The sequence below is a fragment of the Ensifer adhaerens genome, from assembly GCF_001270265.1.
In the GTDB taxonomy this organism is placed as follows: Bacteria; Pseudomonadota; Alphaproteobacteria; order Rhizobiales; family Rhizobiaceae; genus Ensifer; species Ensifer adhaerens_B.
The window spans coordinates 52310-67748 of the sequence record NZ_LGAP01000027.1 but is presented as its reverse complement, the minus strand read 5'-3'; the positions used below and the strand labels follow the sequence as shown (position 1 = coordinate 67748).

General features: G+C 56.5%; 13 protein-coding genes. 10 read left to right on the top strand and 3 right to left on the bottom strand.

The genetic code is table 11. The annotated features are described in order from the left end of the window. Positions 1–72: 72 nt before the first annotated feature. The 3 genes from AC244_RS27320 (at position 73) to AC244_RS27310 (ending at position 3275) form a co-directional block, all read left to right on the top strand. The gene (locus AC244_RS27320) at positions 73–1614 is read left to right on the top strand and encodes an ABC transporter substrate-binding protein (protein ID WP_063934158.1); all 1542 of its coding nucleotides are present in this window, start codon (positions 73–75) and stop codon (positions 1612–1614) included. A gap of 90 nt (positions 1615–1704) precedes the next feature. Next, on the top strand, positions 1705–2373 hold the full coding sequence (locus AC244_RS27315) for an NAD(P)H-dependent oxidoreductase (protein WP_063934157.1): 669 nt from the start codon (positions 1705–1707) through the stop codon (positions 2371–2373). 470 nt (positions 2374–2843) lie between these two features. Continuing rightward, positions 2844–3275, top strand: a complete 432-nt coding sequence (locus AC244_RS27310) for a YybH family protein (RefSeq protein WP_053251969.1) — start codon at positions 2844–2846, stop codon at positions 3273–3275. 203 nt (positions 3276–3478) lie between these two features. Here AC244_RS27310 and AC244_RS27305 read toward each other — a convergent pair whose 3' ends face one another. Beyond that, entirely contained in the window at positions 3479–4438 is a 960-nt protein-coding gene (locus tag AC244_RS27305) for an AraC family transcriptional regulator (protein WP_053251968.1), read from the bottom strand. A 132-nt stretch (positions 4439–4570) separates the two neighbouring features. Further along, positions 4571–5092 (bottom strand): gamma carbonic anhydrase family protein, encoded by a 522-nt coding sequence (locus AC244_RS27300; RefSeq protein WP_053251967.1) that lies wholly within the window; start codon positions 5090–5092, stop codon positions 4571–4573. 498 nt (positions 5093–5590) lie between these two features. Here AC244_RS27300 and AC244_RS27295 point away from each other — a divergent pair, with 498 nt between their 5' ends. The 3 genes from AC244_RS27295 to AC244_RS27285 are packed head-to-tail and all read left to right on the top strand — an operon-like array spanning position 5591 to position 7937. Further along, complete coding sequence (locus AC244_RS27295) at positions 5591–6262, top strand: amino acid ABC transporter permease (RefSeq protein WP_053251966.1); 672 nt, start codon at positions 5591–5593, stop codon at positions 6260–6262. Between the two features lie 20 nt (positions 6263–6282). After that, entirely contained in the window at positions 6283–7026 is a 744-nt protein-coding gene (locus tag AC244_RS27290) for an amino acid ABC transporter ATP-binding protein (protein ID WP_152976121.1), read from the top strand. Between the two features lie 38 nt (positions 7027–7064). After that, positions 7065–7937, top strand: a complete 873-nt coding sequence (locus tag AC244_RS27285) for a transporter substrate-binding domain-containing protein (RefSeq protein WP_053251964.1) — start codon at positions 7065–7067, stop codon at positions 7935–7937. 236 nt (positions 7938–8173) lie between these two features. Here the strand turns inward: AC244_RS27285 and AC244_RS27280 are convergent, their stop codons facing one another. Further along, positions 8174–9577, bottom strand: a complete 1404-nt coding sequence (locus AC244_RS27280) for an ABC transporter substrate-binding protein (RefSeq protein ID WP_234717040.1) — start codon at positions 9575–9577, stop codon at positions 8174–8176. 305 nt (positions 9578–9882) lie between these two features. On the opposite strand from AC244_RS27280, the gene AC244_RS27275 reads away from it, so the two are divergent. The 4 genes from AC244_RS27275 to AC244_RS27260 all read left to right on the top strand — a co-directional run bounded on the left by AC244_RS27275 (position 9883) and on the right by AC244_RS27260 (position 15418). Next, on the top strand, positions 9883–11013 hold the full coding sequence (locus tag AC244_RS27275; RefSeq protein ID WP_082367176.1) for an ABC transporter permease: 1131 nt from the start codon (positions 9883–9885) through the stop codon (positions 11011–11013). Further along, a complete protein-coding gene (locus AC244_RS27270; protein ID WP_053251962.1) occupies positions 11010–11903 on the top strand; it encodes an ABC transporter permease in 894 nt (297 codons plus the stop codon). Before AC244_RS27275 ends, AC244_RS27270 begins: the two co-directional genes overlap by 4 nt. Next, complete coding sequence (locus tag AC244_RS27265) at positions 11893–13551, top strand: ABC transporter ATP-binding protein (protein ID WP_053251961.1); 1659 nt, start codon at positions 11893–11895, stop codon at positions 13549–13551. The genes AC244_RS27270 and AC244_RS27265 overlap by 11 nt, the downstream gene beginning before the upstream one ends. Positions 13552–13753: 202 nt before the next feature. Then, positions 13754–15418 (top strand): choline dehydrogenase, encoded by a 1665-nt coding sequence (locus AC244_RS27260; protein WP_053251960.1) that lies wholly within the window; start codon positions 13754–13756, stop codon positions 15416–15418. Positions 15419–15439: the final 21 nt, after the last annotated feature.

Sequence of the window (15439 nt, the reverse complement as noted above, 5' to 3'; positions counted from 1 at the left end):
TCCCAGTCGATATATACTCCTTCGTATAAAAAAGAACCGCTTGGAATATAACGTGAGCAAGGGGATCAAGACATGTTGGAAATTACACGTAGAACGCTGATGATGGGCACGGGAGCAGCCGTTGTCGCAGCCGCTCTTTCCGGCAAAGCCACTGCCGCTCCGAAACGAGGTGGCCATTTGAGAATTGGCCTGGCGGGAGGAACGTCCGGCGACAGCCTTGACCCCACAGTCACAGCCGTCGACTCCGGATTCCTTACGATGGCGACAGCCCGAAGCACGCTTGTCGGAATGGACGCCAAAGGGACAGTTACTCCGAACCTCGCGGAGAGTTGGGAGCCCTCAAGCGACTTTACCCAATGGGTGATCAATATCCGCAAGGGAGCGACGTTCCATAGTGGCAAAACGGTTACCGCAGACGATGTCATCGCTTCACTCAACCTCCACAGAGGCGAAAAAACGGCTTCGCCGGCGAAGGTATTGTTGGAGCCTATTACAAAGATCGCCGCCGACGGACAAAACCGCGTTGTCATCACGCTCAACAGCCCCAATGTCGAGTTTCCAAGTCTTCTCAGGACGGATGTTCTGGTGGTTCTCCCCGCAAAGGACGGCGAGATCGATAGGACGACCAAAGATGGCACCGGCCCGTATATGCTTGAAAAATTCGAGCCGGGGCAGCACATGCACTTCAAGCGAAACTCGAATTACTGGGACCTCGACAACTACGGGTTTGTGGATTCGGCAGAGGTCGTCATAATCGCCGACCCCGCAGCGAGAATGAACGCTTTGCGCTCTGGTAGGGTCGACCTAGTGAACTCGGTCGATCTGAAAACCGTTGACTTGCTCAAGCGCGTACGGGGAATCAAGGTCGATGACATTCCCAGTGGTCTCTACTACGGCTTGCCCATGCTCACTGACGTGGCACCCTTTAACGACAACAATGTCCGCCTCGCACTGAAATACGCGATCAACCGACAGGAACTGGTGGACAAAGTCCTGCTCGGACATGGCACGGTGGGCAATGATCATCCAATCTTCAAGAACGTCAAGTTCAGCAGTTCCGACATACCGCAAAGAGAATATGATCCCGACAAGGCTCGGCACTACCTGAAGAAGGCGGGTCTTGATTCGATTGACATCCCTCTGAACGTCGCTGAAATCGGCTTCCCGGGCGCCACGGCGGCTGGCCAGCTCTACGCGGCGTCGGCAAAGGCCGCGGGAATCAATCTCAATGTGAGCCGGGAGCCTGATGACGGCTATTTTGAACGCATCTGGATGAAAAGGCCGTTTTGTGCCGCCTACTGGCACCAGGCGCTCACCGCGGACGCTCGCTTCAGCGAGGCATTTCTCCCGACCGCTCCTTGGAATGAGACGCATTTTAACAATCAACGGTTCAACGAGCTTGTTGTAACTGCACGGAAAACGGTCGATGAGGGCGCTCGCGCCGGAATGTACAAAGAAATGCAACAGATCATCCACGATGAAGGTGGCCTCATCAATCCGGCTTTTGCCAACTATGTGTGGGCCATGAAGGACAACGTCAATCGCCCTGCCGACGTGTCAACGCTCGGCGATCTTGATTCCTTCCATTGCATCGCGCGGTGGTGGCTTTCCTAACGCCGGAGGCTAGCAGGACGCCAGTCGCATTGAAAGCGACGGCGTCCTCGATATCCCGGGCGGTGGCGACCCGATAGTGTTCAAGGGACCATGCATACACTAGTTATCACCGCACACCCCGAAGCGGGCTCGTATACCCATGCTGTAGCCAAGCAAGTAGTCGCCGGCATCAAGGCCACACCCGACCACACATATGAACTCCTCGATCTAATAGAAAGCGGCTTCGATCCGACTTTCAACGAAGCAGACTACTCAGTATTTCGGAGCGGCGAAAAGCCTGGTCCTGACATTTTAGCCGAGCAAGCCAGAATTGACCGAGCGGATACACTGGTTCTGGTCTTTCCCGTATACTGGTGGTCAATGCCGGCTCTGCTCAAGGGATGGATCGATCGCGTATTTACTCAGGGGTGGGCCTACGTCGATCATGATGGGCACGCCACAACTCGCCTGTTGGGAAAGCTGAAGGTTCAGATCATCGCAATTGGAGGGGCTGTCCGGGAGACCTACGAGCGTCGTGGCTATCTACAGGCAATTCAAACCCAAATCGACCATGGTGTTTTCGGCTACGTGGGCGCTCGAATTATCGGCTCGGAATTATTGGTGCCACTGGATCCTGCTTCGGCTGAGGCCGGGCTAAAACTCGCACTCGATATAGGCAAAGGTCTATTCAATGCTGTTTTGCAATCGGACGGCGAGGCCGTGACACGGTCCTCGTCGGAACAGCGGTGCGGGATGGAGATGGTCTGCAAGGAAACTTGATCAAGCCAATGCTTCTATGAGACCGCGAGGACTTCAGCGCCGTCAGACGCCGGCGAGATGGGTACGCCGCGAGGATGACATTCCACACGAAAATCCGATTAGCCAATTAAACAAAACCTAATGCTCTCCTAACCACTGTGGAGAGCCTACGCAACGTGTCCGTACCGTTCGCCAACGGCTGAACCCTGCGAAGTCAAGAAGTCCCGCCACCGCTACCCAACGCCGCGCGCTCGCCTTTTCTACGAAGTTTTCGGGGCGATGAAACTGTAGAGAGAAGCGCTTCAATCACAAGCTTCGCCAAAACCCGCTGCGGGACGGGCCTGGCTGTTTATCTGGATGCTCGCTCGCGATGCGTAGCGGGTTGGGAGAGGTAAAATGTCCGAATTATGCCAGCGATTGGCTGATCTCTGCCTTGAGAGGAAGGAGCCTTCTCAATAACTCCTTCGAGCCAACCTACGGAAGGACACAAGATGACGGTTGACGTGAAGAACGTGAGCGAGACGCTTATTGCCCTGGAACGCTCTCTCAACGAGCGATGGAGCACCGGTGACAGTAGTGGCTACTTTGACAACTACCATGAGAGCATCAGCTACTTCGATCCAGTGACCGAAACGCTTCTCGTCGGCCGCACCGCCGTCGTTGGGCATCTTTCGAAGATTTACCAAAACCCGCATATCCTGCGAAGCGAGTATCTCAATTCGCATGTGGTCGCCAGCGACGGTGGTGACCTCGCGGTGCTGAGTTACAATCTCAACACCTTCGTATCCGATGGATCTGGCGGTGAGAAGCTGCTCAGAGCATGGAACTCGACGGAAGTGTTTCGATTGATCGATGGGCAGTGGCGCATCGTCCATTCGAACTGGGCGCTGACGAAATCTCTCGCAATTCCTACGGCCTCGTGAACGAGGGGGTTGCTGCGTTGATATTAGCAGCCCATTTCTTCCGGACCGTTCGCCCTTCGGCGAACGGTCGTGCTTCGCCAAGCGGGCGGCCCTTCGGCGAGACGGTCCAACACAAGTCAGCTTTTTGGCGGGAGCGCACAAGCTCTTGGAAAATTGTCGGCCATGTTCTGAGCCCAGCGCAAATCGGCATACCAAGGCCGAAATCAGACTGTCGCCGGGAACGACGAGCGTGTTCGGAACTGCTTCGGCGTGCAGCCCGCTTCGCGCTTGAAGAACTTGGAGAAATGAGTGGGTTCCTGAAATCCCAGCTTTTCCGCAATTTCGACGATCGGCAAGGACGTGTGGGCAAGAAGGCGTTTCGCCTCGAGATTGATGCGCCTGGATATGAACGTTTTCGCATTGATACCGACGACCGCGGTTGTCGCGCGTGTAAGACTCTTCTCGGTGCAGGCGAGGCAACGTGCATAGTCGCTCAGCTGGTTCCAGCTAGAGAAGCGCTCTTCGACCAGATTTCGGAATTTATTAAACCTCTGCAGGACGCCGTTCGGGAGGCCGTCGTGCGTATGTTGTTGCCGCTTGCCGTGTAATACGCCAATCCAGGCCACCAGTGCATAGAACTGGTAACGCAGGAGCGCATGGACGTCGGCAGTCGTGTTGTCCACATGAGCGGTGACCCGGTCGGAAGCCGAAACGGCTGACAATTTTCCCGTGTCTATCAGCCCGTCGTCGCGGATACGGCGGATCGTGTCTTCGGCACGATGCAGTTCGCCTTCATCAAGGTCCACGCGCGAGGGAAGGAATTCGATATCCCACGCGGGCAGGCTCTGGGATGGCGTAGGCAGCAGGAACTCGGGGCGAACCAGAATCATCCACCCGTCCCATGCATCTTCTTGTCCGAAATTGTGAGCTTGGCCCGGGCGCAGCACGAAAAATGTCCCGGGGCCACAAGGAATGGCTTCGAAGTCCACGAACTGAATCGTGCGTCCTTCGGTGACAAGGATCAGGATGAAGAAGTCGTAGCTATACGTCCGACGCATTGCCAGAGCGCCGCTCCTGCGCCTTAGGTCAGACAAGCGAAAAACCTCTATGTCGTAGGGGTAGGGCTTTGACGGTCGATAATCGAGGTGGGTGATGTCATGTTTATGTTGGGAGTGAAGGTTCATGCTCGGACCATCCTGCCTCGCTTGCGAGGCATCTCGCGCTTGATTGAGGCCACGATTTCACCGCCGTAAACCTCTGGCCCTTATGCAATCTCGCTATCGAAAAGAAGTGAGGCGACGGACCGAACAGGCATGTCAAATGAAAGTTGTCCGGAATTTTGCACCGTTTTTCACGTAATGCCTAGCTGACGCACGGTTACGCTCGACCTCGGCGTCGGTGAGAACTCGAACCAGTTTTGCGGGGCTCCCGATTACCAGGGAGTTCTCAGGAAACTCCTTTCCTTCGGTCACCAAGGCACCCGCAGCGACTAGGGAATTTTTCCCGATCTTAGCTCCATTGAGAACGATCGCGCCCATTCCGATCAGGCAGTTGTCTTCCACCGTGCACCCGTGAAGGAGCGCGCGATGTCCCACCGTACAGCCGTCGCCGACGTTTAGCGGAAAGCCTGGGTCGGCATGCATCACGACGAGGTCCTGGATATTGCTGCCTTGGCCTATCGTGATCTTTTCAACGTCGGCGCGGATGATCGCTCCGAACCATACCGTCACTTCACGTCCAAGACTAACGTCCCCTACGATGATCGCGTTCGGAGCGACCCAATTAGTCGAGCTCTCATCAAATTTGGGAAATTGTCCGCCAACTGCATGAACTGACATCGGCAAATCCTTATCCTGATCGATCTGTGTCGCGAACGTGCGCGAACGTGCGCGAACGTTTAGATACTTCTCAGAATAATCTTTTCATGGCAAGCCGGTAATCGGGCGATGTAGGTCGTCCCCGCAAGTAGCTACTCTTCGCTTACCCGACGATAGGGTTGGCTGTCAGCGCATTTGCGGCACCGAACCCTAGCCGGGCTTGCGAAACAAAGTCGAGCGTGAAATACTAATGAGAATTTTTAAGTACCAATGGAGATAATCGCGTGGCAGTTTTGCTTGCTGACTTCCCGGAAGATCGCGATCCGACCAGACGGTGGTTCTGCAGTTCGGGCAAAGATGTGAGCGCGGGAACGACGTCCGTCATTAGCACGACAAACCCTTCGTGACACAAAACCCCGGATCTCTCGGAGATCGGGCTCTCAATGCTGCCTATGCACGAAACCGGGTCAGCAGTCTCCTGGTGACGTGCGCTGAAAATGTACGAACATGGGGATCTAAATGTACCAATGGGATTGGGGTGTCATCTGGGACTATCGCCAGCTACTCATAAGCGGGGTGGCTTACACCGTCGTTTTTTCCATGATCACGATTGCCGGCGGCATGCTCTATGGCCTCGGCTCGGCATTTGCTCGCCTCTCCGGAAGTTCTTTGATCAGTCTCCCCTTCGGAGCTCTGACTGAATTGTTCCGCTGCACGCCGCTCATTGTTTCACTAATTTGGTTCTACTACGCCCTACCTGCACTCATGGGTATCGAAATCAACGCGGCGACGGCCGCGTTTATCGCGCTGTCGCTGTACGGGGGTGCTTTTTATGGTGAAATCATACGCGGAGGTATTCTCTCGGTAGAAGAAGGCCAGGCCGAGGCAGCTCGGGCTCTGGGAATGCGTAGAAATGCGGTCATGTTTCGCATCGTGCTGCCCCAGGCGCTCAGGAAAATGGTTCCCCCGCTGGTCAACCAATCGATCCTGCAATTGAAAAACACGTCGTTGATATCGGTCCTCTCGCTGCCGGACCTCATCTATCAATCGACTCTGATAACGCATGAGACCTACAGGCCACTTGAGATGTACACCGCGGTGGCGGCGATCTACTTCGCTGTCCTGTTTCCAGCAACGTTTTTCGCAAAACGCCTTGAACTCGGATCGGGCAATAGAAAGGCCGCGGCATGATTTCGAATAGCGAGAACATCATGATCGAGGTCGACAATGTCGACAAATTTTACGGCAGCCATCAGGTACTGAAGAACGTGTCGTTCAAGGTCAAGAGAGGCGAGGTCGTAGCGCTAATAGGACCATCCGGCTCCGGAAAATCGACGCTTTGCCGTTGTCTAAATCTGTTGGTAACTCCAAGCGCGGGACGCATTTCTGTCGGGGGAACCCGGTTTCAATTCGAAAGCAAGACAAAACTTCCGTCAGACAAGTTGTTATCGAAGTATCGGTCCCAGATCGGGATGGTCTTTCAAAACTTCAATCTGTTTCCCCATCGGACCGTTATCGACAACGTTTCCGAAGGGCCGGTTGCGGTTCTGGGTCGTTCGAGGGCGGACGCTCGAAAGGAAGCGCTGGAGCTACTTGCTAAAGTAGGTATGGCGCACAAGTCCGAAAGTTATCCCAATCAATTGTCGGGTGGGCAGAAGCAGCGAGTAGCAATTGCTCGCGCTCTCGCGATGAAGCCTGATGTGATGCTTTTCGACGAAGCCACATCGGCTCTCGATCCGGAACTGGTCTCTGAGGTCCTCTCGGTCATGCGCGACCTTGCCAAAGAGGGCCGCACAATGGTGGTCGTCACGCATGAAATGGCCTTTGCCAAAAACGTAGCGGACCGCGTCATATTCATGAAGGACGGCTCAATATTGGAGAATGATGTCTCCTCGAACTTCTTCGCGAACCCCGTGACGCCCGAGGCGAAGTCATTCCTTTCGCATCACTCGTGATGCCCTCAACTCAGTAGACAGGTAAAAGGGGAACAAGCATGCTAGAACAATCAACACTCACGAACCGTCGTGCGTTCGGGAAGCTCCTCATCGGCTCGGGCATGGCTGTCGCGGCGGCGGCAGCAAGTCAAAGTCAATCGTTAGCGCAAACCTCACCCTCCGGCTCCCGGCTAAAGACGATCAAGGACCGAGGAGTTTTACGTGTGGCCGCGCCAGTAGGCGAGCCGCCCTACTTCATGAAGGACCTGAAGTCCGGCGAGATCGTCGGGGCGTGCGTGGAAATGGCCAAAGATATCGCGAGTATCTTGAAGGTAGAGGTGGAATTCGTCGATTCGACCTGGGGTCAGCAAATCATCCAGCTTCAAACGGACAAAGTTGATCTTGGAATGGTATCAACAGTCGATCCGGGGCGCGCTCTTTCTGTTTCCTTCAGCGTGCCTTACCTACAGCAGCCTCTAGGCATCGTCGCGCGACCCAACTTCAGTGGGGCAACGTGGGCCGACATCAACAAGCCGGAAGTTCGCGTAGGTTTCGACATCGGATCGTCTCACGAAGCCGCCGTCCGTCAGAACGCGCCGAATGCGACCTCCACCGGGTTTACGACGCGTGATGAAGTCCTTCTAGCACTCCAGGCAGGCCGCTTGGACTGTGCGGCTTTCCTCACGATCCCCGCGCTTACCGCTATCAAGAAGGTGCCGAATCTCGGTCGTTTTGTCGTGATCAACGATCCGCTAGTCACGCTGCCGGCCGGGCTCGTGATCCCAAAGGAAGAAAATCGAGAGTGGCGCGATTTTCTCGATGTCTGGGTATACAGCAATACAGCCTCTAAGAAGATTGGCGCGTGGATGCGCGCTGCATTCGCTCACTCGGGCATAGCGGAAGCGGACATCCCCTCTGAGGTGCATTTCTGACGGGCGGATCGTGTGAGAGCGAGCAGATTTTGCTCGCTCGTGACGGCGCCAAAGTCAGATCGGCGGCGAACCGCCGATCTGACTGCTAAATTTTTGTAGCCCAAAGCCGGCGAAAGCCCTACACCGCCGGAGATAAACGTTGAGGTCGCTTGTTCGAATCCCGTCGGCCCTATTCCAGCGACGGTAACGCTCGGCGGACCGGTTTCGGACAGCCCGCCGAGCGCAGGGACTAGTTGTTACGCGTTCTCGAACCACCAGCGTTCGATGCAGCGGAAACCGTCCAGATCGCCCTTTGTGGACAACTCGGCCGAGTGTGCGACGTTCGCTTTGGTGGCCCAGACGTAGTTGGCGAACATCGGAATGACGGCGCCGCTCTCCTCGTGAACCAGGCGCTGCATCTCGTTGTACATTTCCGAACGCTTGCTCTCGTCCAGCGTTGCGCGGGCCTCGACAAGCAGATCGTTGAATCGGGCGTTGTCGAAGTGCGTTTCGTTGAACGGCGATCCCGGGAAGAAGCCCTGTGTAAACTGAGCGTCCGCCGATGCGAGCTTTGTCCAATAGTCTGCAGTGAAGGGTTTCTTCATCCAGACGTTTTCGAAATAGCCGTCATCGGGCTCCCTGGTGACATCGATGGTTACTCCGGCTTGCTCCGCGGACGCAGCGTAAAGCGAACCGGCGGCGACGGCACCTGGGAACGCTGCCTCGGCGACGCTCAGCGATACCCTGAGTTCGGACAAACCCGCCTGTTTGAGATGGAAGCGAACCTTGTCCGGATCATATTCGCGCTGCACCAGGCTTTTATCGAAATACTTGTGGGCCCTGTCCAGCGGTTGGTCGTTGCCGACTGTTCCATGTCCCAGCAGGATCTTGTCGACCATTTCCTGACGGTTGATGGCGTATTTGAGGGCCTGACGAACATTCTTGTCCTTGTACGGGTCAGCATCCGACATCATGCCGAATATGTAGAAGCGCCCACTCGGAACATCTTCCACCTTGATGCCCGGAACACGCTTGAGCATGTTGAGGGTCTTCAGGTCCGCGAGGTTGATGACGTCGACCTGGCCTGATCGCAAAGCGTTCATACGCGCCGCCGCGTCAGTGATCACAATGACTTCGGCCGTGTCGAAGAAACTCGCATTCTCCGCGTCCCAGTAGTTCGGATTCCGCTTGAAGCGAATACGCTGGCCTGGCTCGAAGCTCTCGATGACGTACGCGCCCGTTCCGTCCAAAGTCTGACGGTCGGCTTTGCCGTCCTTGGCGGGAACGATCACAAGTCGAAGATCCGTCAACACCGCGGGAAAATCGACGTTTGGGCCGCTGAGCTTTACGACGATTTTGTTGCCGCCGTCCGCGGCGATTTCGGTGACCGGCTCCATGAGGGACTTCGCCGGAGATGTCGAGTCTTCCCCACGGTGAAGGTTCAGCGATGCTATGATGTCCTCGGCCTCTAGCTTCTTGCCGCTATGGAATGCCACTCCTTGGCGAATTTCGAAAGTCCACTGCGTTACGTCGGCCGATGGCTCCCATTTTACCGCGAGGCCGGGCGACAGATCCCCGTTCGGCTCTACGTTGACAAGCGTGTTTCGAGCGGTCGCCATCGTAAGATAGGCGGTGTCGTAAACGACGCTGGCGGGATCCACGTTGTCCTGGGACGATCCGCCCGCAAGACCGATACGGAGGTGTCCGCCGCGTTTGGGAGCGGCGTTTGCAGGGCGGTAGATCGAGGATGCGAGCACGGTCGCCGCCGCGCCCTGAATGAAGGTTCTGCGAGTAAGGTCGAGCATCGGAAAGATTTCCCTTGTACCGAGCGGTTATTTTTTATACTAACGAGTACATGATAAATCGCGGCTACAATGTGTCAAGCCATAAGCCGCGCAGGGCTCCTCCCCCGAAGAGCAGACATCTCGCTAGCTCCCGGTGAAGGAACCAACAGGGGCAACAGGACATGGATCAGCATATCGCGGGTGCGATCGAGAACATTAACCCACCGGGAACGACTGTTATGAGAAGTCGTAAAAGCCAAGGCGTGGTGCGACGGCTTGTATCAATCATAGTCCAGCGTCTGGCGCTCGCCGTCGCGTCACTCTTCGTCGTTTCGTTGATTATTTTCGGATCGGTCACTCTGTTGCCGGGCAACTATGCGACCGCCGTACTCGGACAATCCGCGACCCCGGAATCTGTTGCGGCATTTGAGCGTGAACTTGGCTTGGATAGACCGGCAGTTGAGCGTTATGTCTCTTGGATCAGCGGCGCTGTCAAAGGTGATTTCGGGGCGTCGTTCACAAGTCGAGGCGACAGCAAGCGGTACGTCTCAGCGATGGTGGCGCCGCGCCTTTTCAACACGATGTTTTTGGCCGCCATTGTCGCGATTATTGCGGTTCCGCTCTCCATTTTTCTTGGAGTGATCTGCGCCTTTTACCGGAACGGTTGGGTGGACCGGATACTGAACAGTACCACGCTCACCGTGATATCCGTTCCAGAGTTCTTCGTCGCCTACATTCTCACGTACTTCGTCATCATGCGCGACAACTTCGTCATGACGGGCTGGGCCCAAGCGCTGCCGACTTGGCTTTCGGAGTGGTTGGCGACCGGTTTCGCGGCGATCCCAGCATTCCCCATCCTCTCGGACGTGGCCCCAGACATGGGGTTTATAGATCGGCTCTGGATGATCACGCTTCCCGCTCTCACGCTGGGCCTCGTGACGGTGGCGTATATGATGCGGATGACCAGAGCTGCGATCATGAATCTGCTCGCAACGCCCTATGTCGAGATGGCGCATCTCAAAGGCGTGAGCCCGTTTTCGATCATCGTGCGTCATGCGTTGCCGAACGCCTGGGGACCCATAGCCTACGTCGTCACGGTGAATTTGGCTTACCTGATCACTGGCGTCGTCGTCGTGGAGGTCGTCTTTGTCTATCCAGGCGCAGGACAGTTGCTGGTCGACGCGGTGCGCTCTCGCGACATCCCGGTTGTCCAGGCGTGCACGCTGATATTCGCGAGCGCCTACATCCTGCTTAATCTCGTGACCGACATCGTAACAATTGTAACCAACCCGAGGCTGCTGCACCCCCGATGAGCACTACAATCAACCCCGTTACGCAGCGGAAACCGTTCAAGCCGGGCCGCAGCCGTCGCACCAGAATATGGAAAGCCTTCGCCCGCGCACCCTTGACTGCATGGTTCGGCGTAGTCGTCGTAGCGTGCTATGCCGTGGTTGCGCTATTTGCGCCGATGATCGCTCCGTACGGCGAAGCGCAGGTGTTTCCGGAGGCCTTCGCTCCATGGAGTTCCGAGTTCATGCTCGGCACCGACCAACTTGGCCGGGATGTTCTTACGCGGCTGATTTACGGCGCGCGCAACACGCTCGGTATTGCGGTGATCACAACGGCACTGTCTTTCTTCTTCGGTGTTTCGCTCGGATTGGTCGCCGCTCTGTTCAAGGGATGGGTCGATCAGGTGCTTTCTCGATCCATTGATATCGTCCTATCCATTCCGGGTCTGATCTTCTCGCTGATGCTGCTGGCGATCTTCGGCTCCAATATTTGGAGCCTAATCCTGATCATCGCGGTTCTGGACTCGACTAATTTCTATAGGCTCGCGCGCACAAGCGGTCTGTCGGTCGCCTCGATGGAATTCATCGAAGCTGCGAGACTCCGTGGAGAGCGCCCGTCGTGGATCGTCTTCCGCGAAATCCTGCCGAACATTTTGCCGCCACTTGTTGCCGAAGCCGGGCTCCGTTTCTGCTTCGTATTCCTGACTATTTCTGCGTTGTCGTTCCTGGGCGTCGGGATCCAGCCGCCAACGGCGGATTGGGGATCGATGGTTCGCGAGAATGCGACCTTGATCACCTACGGCGACATTACTCCTCTTCTTCCGGCGGCAGCGATCGGGCTTCTGACGGTGGCTGTGAATTTCGTCGTCGATTGGTTCTTGCATAATATCAGTGGGTTTAAAGATGAGCACTGACACACGCGGCTTCGAAGCTCGCCAGAAGGGCGGCAATCTTCTCGAGATCCGGGATCTGAGGATCGACGGTTTCAGTAACGATACCTGGCACAAGATCGTCAAAGGCGTCGACCTCGTCGTCAATCGCGGTGAAGTCGTCGGCCTGATCGGAGAGTCGGGAGCGGGCAAGTCATCGCTGGGTTTGGCAGCCATGGGCTACGCCAAACCCGGATGCAAGATTACCGGCGGGCAAGTCTTATTTGATGGCGAAGACCTCGTCGGCTGTTCGGAAAAGCGTCTTCGGGAACTAAGAGGCAATCGGATCGCCTACGTAGCTCAAAGTGCCGCGGCGGCTTTCAACCCGGCCAAGCGCCTTATTACCCAGACGGTGGAGGCTGCAGTCTGCAAGGGATTGAAGACCCGCGATGAGGCCGAAGCGGACGCGATCGAACTCTATCGCAAGCTTCAACTGCCCAATCCAGAGCAGATCGGCTACCGCTACCCCCATCAGGTGTCTGGCGGCCAGCTTCAGCGGATCATGACGGCCATGGCCATGATCTGCAAACCCGATCTTATCATCTTTGACGAGCCGACCACCGCATTGGACGTAACGACCCAGGTCGAGGTTCTCGCATCAGTTCGTATTCTGGTCGAACATTATCACACAGCTGCCCTTTACATTACGCACGACCTCGCCGTCGTCGCGCAAATGGCCGACCGGATTAAGGTACTTCGGCATGGGAATACGGTTGAGGAAGCGCCAACGAGCGAGATGATAGCAGATCCGAAGGAGGATTATACCAAGTCCCTGTGGGCGGTTCGGAACCTCTACAAGGATCCGTCGGAGCGTGACAGTGTGCTGCTTCGGGTGCAAAATCTGTCGGCCTCTTATGGCCAACACAAAGTGCTGGACGATATCAACGTGGATCTGCCGCGCGGGCGAACGATCTGTGTTGTGGGCGAATCCGGCTCGGGCAAGTCGACGCTGGCCCGGTCCATCGCGGGCCTGCTGCCTCCGACGCACGGCTCGGTGCTTTATGAGGGCAAGGCTCTCCCCGGCGATCTGCAGCAGCGTGGTCGAGCGCTTCTCAAGAAGATACAGCTCGTCCATCAGATTCCCGATACAGCGTTGAATCCGCGCCATACTGTTGGGGAAATCCTTTCGCGCGCCGTACAGGTATTCAAGAATCTCAGAGGCGCAGCTCTGGTGGCCGAGACGGTACAGTTGCTCGAGCGTATCGAACTCGGAGAGACGTTTTACGACAGACTACCATCCGAGCTATCGGGCGGTCAGAAGCAGCGTATCTGTATCGCGCGGGCTCTCGCTGCCGATCCAGAACTGATTATCTGTGACGAGGTGACATCGGCGCTTGATCAAGTTGTCCAGGAAGGAATCCTAAAGCTTCTCACGGACCTGCAGCGGCAACTCGGGGTCACTTATATGTTCATCACCCACGACATCAACACCGTTCAGGCGATCGCCGACGAAGTAATCGTCATGAAGTCGGGGAGGATCATCGACCAGGGCCTCAAGACAGACGTGCTCGCTCCGCCGTATCATCCATACACAGAGCTGCTGCTGTCGTCGGTCCCTAAAATGGAAACGGGCTGGCTAACCGGGATCCTCGAAGCCCGATCCGCTGCGCCGTCGGCCGTAGTTTCCTCTTGAACTTCACTCGTCTTCGAAGACCGCTCGCACCGAGGTGCGAGCGGTTGGTGTTTTGGTGACGCTGATCGGCAGAAGTCTTGACGTCGGCTTTCGTCGTGTACTACAAAGACTAATAACATACTCGTTAGTTTGTGGAACGTCCCTTTCGGTTCGTCCTGTCACACGAGAACATTACGAGCAGATAACTGGGAGCGGCAAATCCATGGAGCGGGAGTTCGATTTCATCGTAGTCGGGGGAGGTTCTGCCGGATGCGCATTGGCAGCCCGCTTGAGCGGCGACCCGGCGGTGTCGGTTCTGTTGATCGAGGCCGGGCCGGATGCAAGCCCTTGGCAAGTGAGAATGCCACTCGCTGTAGATTCCCTTCTCACGTCTACCACCTACAACTGGGCCTTTGAGTCCGAGGTCGAAGAGGGCCTTGGCGGACGCGTAATGGCCCATCCGCGAGGGCGGGTGATTGGCGGGTCGTCTGCGATTAATGGCATGGTCTACACTCGTGGAAATCCTCAGGACTATGACGAGTGGCGCGACGACCACGGATGCGCAGGTTGGGGATACGCGGATGTCCTGCCGTACTTCATGCGAATGGAATGCGCCAAGTCCGGGGATGACCGCTATCGGGGCAGGAGCGGCCCATTGCGGGTTACACGTCCAAAGCCGACGAACCCGCTGAATGCTGCGTTTCTAAACGCGGGTCGTGAAATCGGCTACCCGATTTCCGAAGATTCTAATGGTCCGCAGCACGAAGGCTTTTCGGTCGCCGAGCAGACGATCGTAGACGGTCAGCGCAACTCCTCCGCTGCTGCGTTTCTCAATCCGTCGGTGCGGGCCCGCTCCAACCTGAAGATCTCTGCGAAAACCCTCGTCGAGAAGATCGTATTCGAAGGCCGCCGTGCAGTCGGAGTCAAATGCCAAACAGCGAACGGTCCGAAAGTCTTCAAGTCGCGCCGTGAAATCGTCCTCTCCGCGGGCGGTGTGGGCTCGCCGCATATCCTGAAGCTGTCCGGTGTAGGCCCGGCCGACGAGTTGCAGAGCCACGGAATCGCGGTTGTTCACGATGCGAAGGGGGTCGGCGCAAACCTCCAGGATCATCTCGATCTCCCGATCCAATACACTTGCAAGCAGCCCGTAAGCCTCAAGCGCAGCACGGAATGGCCGCGGAAGGCCTTTGTCGGCATCAACTGGTTTCTGTTCAAGGGCGGAGTCGCTGCGAGCAATCAGTTCGAGGTAAGTGCCTATATTCGCACCAGAGCGGGCATTTCCAAGCCCAATTTGAAGTTTGAGTTCTTTCCGCTGAGCATCTCGCACTCCAACTTCAAACCCTATCCACAGGAAGCGTTCCAAATTCACTGCACGGTGGAGACGTCTTATGCGAGAGGCTCACTGCGGCTTCGATCGGCAGACCCTTCTGTGGCACCGCTGCTTCAGTTCAACTACCTTTCCGACGAGCGTGACATGCAAACGTTCCGGGAGGGGATTGCGCTCGTCAGGGAATTGGTCGCCTCACGCTCCTTTGATCCGTTCCGCGGGGCGGAAATCGAGCCTGGAGAGGCTGTAAGGAGCAAAGAGGCGCTGGACGAGTGGATCCGGCATCGCGCCACAACCGCATTCCACATCTCCGGCACCTGCGCGATGGGGCGCAGCGACGACCCGAATGCGGTCATTGATTCCGAACTTAGGGTGCGCGGCGTCGAGGGCCTCCGCGTTGCCGATGCATCGATCATGCCGGTCGTCGTCACCTCCAATCTCAACGCTTCGGCGATGATGATTGGTGAGCGGGCCGCGGACCTTTGCCTCGGCCGTGCGCAACTCAGTCCTTCGAACGAGCCTTACTGGATCAACCCAAATTGGCAGACGATGCAACGATAGGATGGTCATGAACCACCCATA